This is a genomic window from Pyramidobacter piscolens W5455 (assembly GCF_000177335.1).
Lineage (GTDB): Bacteria > Synergistota > Synergistia > Synergistales > Dethiosulfovibrionaceae > Pyramidobacter > Pyramidobacter piscolens.
The window spans coordinates 1-3,649 of record NZ_ADFP01000110.1; the positions used below are offsets into that span (position 1 = coordinate 1).

Here is a 3,649-nt window from a genome sequence, read left to right on the forward strand (position 1 = left end):
GCCGCCGAACAGCCCCGTGCCGGCCGGGCAGTCGATCACGAACGCCGCCGACGCGCCCGCCGCGGGCGCGATCGTCTCCGCCGGCACAAGGCTGACGATGCGCCCCTTTTCGTTTTCCACGGAAACCGTCAGGTGGATCGCGTTCACCGCCGTGGCCGCAACCGTGCCGGGTTCGGCCCAAGCGCTGGCCGTATAGCCGGGATAGCGCGTGGCCGTGGGCGCGCGCAGCACTTTGCCCAGCTCTTTTATCTGTCCGTCGGGGCGGACGGCGCGCGCCATGCCGCCCGCTTCCGCGGGGATTTCGAGCCGGAAGATCTCCTCCGGACGCGCCCAGGCCGGGACGCAGACCATGATCAGCCAGATCGCCGTTATCAGTTTTTTCACTTTCATCAACCGCCTTCGCTCTGTTTCTGTTTGCCGCCTCATATTGTAGCACCGCCGCCCGCCGATGGAAAAGCGCCCGCCGGGCGCCCGCAAAGAAAGAAGCCGCCTCAAGATCGATCGAGGCGGCTTCTTCGCCGTTGTCCTTCGCTTTGAAGTTTTATCTGCCCAGTTCCAGCATCACGGCGTTCCTGCCGAAGACCCAGCCGACGCCGAAAGCTCCCTTGACCTGATACCAGCCGCCCTGCGCGCCGACGACTTCGGCTGTTTCGTTGCTGAGGCGGCCGATGACTTTGGAGCCCTTGTCGGCGTTCGGCGCGCTGCGCACGTTGTTGCCGCCGCGCAGATAGATAAACTTCCGGTTCCGTTCGGCCTGCGCCGCGCCCAGATCCGTCCTGGCCTGCTCGAGCCGGGCGTTCAGCGCCGCGATCTGTTCGTCGCGTTCCGCGTTCCGGGCGGTCAGATTCCTGATCTCTTCATCCTTGGCGGCGCTGACCGCCGTCAGCTCGCCGATCTTCTGCTCGCGTTCGGCCACAAGCCCCATTTGCTCCCGCACTTTGCCGTCCGTTTCGGCGATCCTCGCATCCTTCGCTTTCACCTCTTCGGCGATCTGCTGATACGCGGGATCGTTGGCACGGGCGTCGCGGAACTTCTCCGCCATCGCGTCCTTGTCGTAATACCACACGGCCGCGCCTCCGGCTCCGGCCGCCGCCATCATGGCGATCACGGCGACGGAAAGCGACAGTTTCTTCACGGGCGTTTCCTCGTCGGCCCTCACCAACGCGCTGCTCAGCAGCGCGGAGAGCGCGTACAGCAGCAGCGCGATCCACGAGAACGCGTAATACCCGGACCAGACCAGTTCGCCGCCCAGCGAGACGAACATCGCCGCCAGCAGCAGCCAGGCGGAGAAGCGCAGGCCGCAGAGCGCCAGCAGCCCGCCGGCAAGGCCAAGCGCCGCGGTCACCGTGACGCACAGCGTCTTCGCGTCCAGTTCGCCCAGCGCGGCCAGGCAGAATTCGCCGCCGAACTTTTCCCCAAGGACGCGACACGCTCCGCTCTGATAAAGCGAAATGGCCGCAGCCGTCAGCGCGAAGATAAAGGCGAAAACATAAGCCGACGTGTAGCGGCGTCCCGCTCGGGCCTCGTCTACCGCCGCGCCGGGCCAGGAAACCGCGCCGGCGACAAGGCAGAGGACAAAAGCGCCCCACGATGCGGGGAACCAGACCTCCCAGTGAAGCTGGGCCACCGCGCAGACCACGGCCGCGACGGTCAAAAACAGCGTGCCGCCGGCGCGCTTCGTCAGCGCCAGCAGGCCGCCCAACAAGGCCAAAACCGCCGCGGCAAGCGCGCTTAACGATCTGGCGTCGAGCGAGGGAAGATTCTTATACCATTCAAGATCGATGAAGTGCGCCTGCACGACCGGCCACATGCCGCTCTGCCAGAGCGTATAACCTGCCGCCGCCAGCGCCAGCAGGAAACCCCAGAGGCGCGAACCGCCCGCCTTCGGGGCCGGCATTCCTTCCTCGGCCGCGGCGAGTTCTTCTTTCACTTCGCGGTCGAGCGCCGTCGCCGGAGCGGGTTCGGCCATTTCGGGTTCCTTGCCGACATATTCCTCGTCCCCGTATTCGTCCTCCGCGCCGCGAACCTTCATGCCCATCAGCGCGGCCGCGGCGAACAGCACCGCCGAAGCGCGAACGTAGGGATAGACGATTTTCAGGCCGAACTCGCAGTACAAAGAAATCCCCGCCGCCGCGAACAGCGGCAGCGCCGCAAACTTTTTCCTGAACAGGACCAGCAGCGCCCCCGGCACCGCCAGAACGGAAGAGGCGACGACGCACATCGACTTGGGGTCGAGCGAAGCGAAGTCCTTCAGCCAGCCCAGCTCAAAACCGTTCTCCACGATCATGGCGAGACAGCCGCTGTAGCACAGGGACAGCGCCACTCCGGCGGCCGCCAGCAAAAAAGCGAACACGTGCATGATGAAATCCCTCCTCTGTGCGGGCCGCGACATCCAGCCCGCGATCACACGATCGTTCGAAAATTATAGCCGATCTTCGTTCATAATACCATAAAAACGGCGGCGCCTTCGCAGCGCCGCGTGAAAAACGGGCCGGCCCGTCCGCCCGCGGCCGGCGCCGCTTCACCCCTTTGGGCGATGACCGGTCGGTCCGCTTCTGCTACAATACAATCGTTTTTTCGAAACGCCGGCCCCATCACGACATTGACGAAGGAGGAAGCTTCATGAAGAAAATCATTGGCGCCGTTTTGGTCCTGCTGGGAATCGGAACGGGCGCGCTCGTCTGGAAAATGCATACCGACATGCCGAAAGCGCAGGAACAGCTGGCCGCCGCCGCGTTCCTCAGCGAGCCGGCCGTCCTGCCGGAAAACGAAGAACGCCTGGTCGTGTGCAGCGGCGCTCTGGAGATGACCGCGCCGGCGGTGGACGGAGAGCTGAACGTCACGCTGCCCTCGCTCAAGGCCGAGCGCCTGACCGAACGCTACGAAAACGCCGGCACAGCCGACAAGCCCAAATACGAGTGGAGAAAAGTCTATTCCGGAGCGCTGGGCAGCCGCAAGATCGTCGGCGAAGCCAGGCTTGGCGCTTTCGTCCTGGCGCCGGAACTGCTCGAGACGCTGCCGACGCCGGCGTTCTGCCAGGAGTTCGACGGCGGAGAGCTCGCGCGCGCCGGATTGGAAATGTACGGCAAGCTCCTCGGCAGCGAGCGCTACCTGTCGCGCTCCAAAGTCAACGTGCGCGGCGCGCTGCGCTTCTCCTACCGCATCTCCAACCTCGGCGGGCGTCAGGTCACGGTGAAGGCCGTTCAGAAGGACGGCGTGCTCCATCCCGCGCCCGATCAGGCCCCGTGCGTTCTGGAAGGCATCCTCAGCCGTGAGGAAGTGCTGAAAGACAGCGAAGAAAACAGCATCATGGGACTTGTCACCGGCGGAGTCATCGCCGCGCTGCTTCTCGCCGCGGGGGTCGTCACGTTCCGCCGCGGCTGAGCCGCATCCCGAGAAACCAAAGAAAGGCCGGCCCGCGATGAAATTTCACTTCATCGCGGGCCGGCCTTTCTTTGAGCGGAGACTGCCTCGGGGCCGCCACGAACGCTCCAAGCGGCGTCGGTCACGATTGCGTGTACAGTTCGCCCATGCGGCGCAGCCAGCTGCCGAGGCGCTGTTTGAGCGTGGCTTTCGGCCGGGGCGCTTCGGGCAAAGGCAGAGGGGCGACCGGCGCGCGGCGGCGCGGCTTGCGGCGCTCATGCGGGGC

The 3,649-nt window shown here is 65.3% G+C and carries 2 protein-coding genes and 1 pseudogene; 1 reads left to right on the top strand and 2 read right to left on the bottom strand.

Annotated elements, in window-relative coordinates; translation table 11 throughout:
* Together HMPREF7215_RS09565 and HMPREF7215_RS09570 are read right to left on the bottom strand one after the other, a co-directional pair.
* Nucleotides 1-384: pseudogene (locus HMPREF7215_RS09565) on the bottom strand (hypothetical protein); the annotation flags it as partial.
* 157 nt (nt 385-541) lie between these two features.
* Nucleotides 542-2,359 carry an SH3 domain-containing protein gene (locus HMPREF7215_RS09570; protein WP_009165645.1) on the bottom strand — a complete coding sequence of 606 codons (1,818 nt, stop codon included), beginning with the start codon at nt 2,357-2,359 and terminating at the stop codon, nt 542-544.
* Between the two features lie 263 nt (nt 2,360-2,622).
* On the opposite strand from HMPREF7215_RS09570, the gene HMPREF7215_RS09575 reads away from it, so the two are divergent.
* Complete coding sequence (locus HMPREF7215_RS09575) at nt 2,623-3,384, top strand: hypothetical protein (RefSeq protein WP_009165647.1); 762 nt, start codon at nt 2,623-2,625, stop codon at nt 3,382-3,384.
* The last annotated feature ends 265 nt before the right edge of the window (nt 3,385-3,649 follow it).

Coding starts and splice junctions, on each gene's coding strand:
- HMPREF7215_RS09570 (WP_009165645.1), bottom strand. CDS start 2,359: ATGCACGTGTTCGCTTTTTTGCTGGCGGCCGCCGGAGTGGCGCTGTCC.
- HMPREF7215_RS09575 (WP_009165647.1), top strand. CDS start 2,623: ATGAAGAAAATCATTGGCGCCGTTTTGGTCCTGCTGGGAATCGGAACG.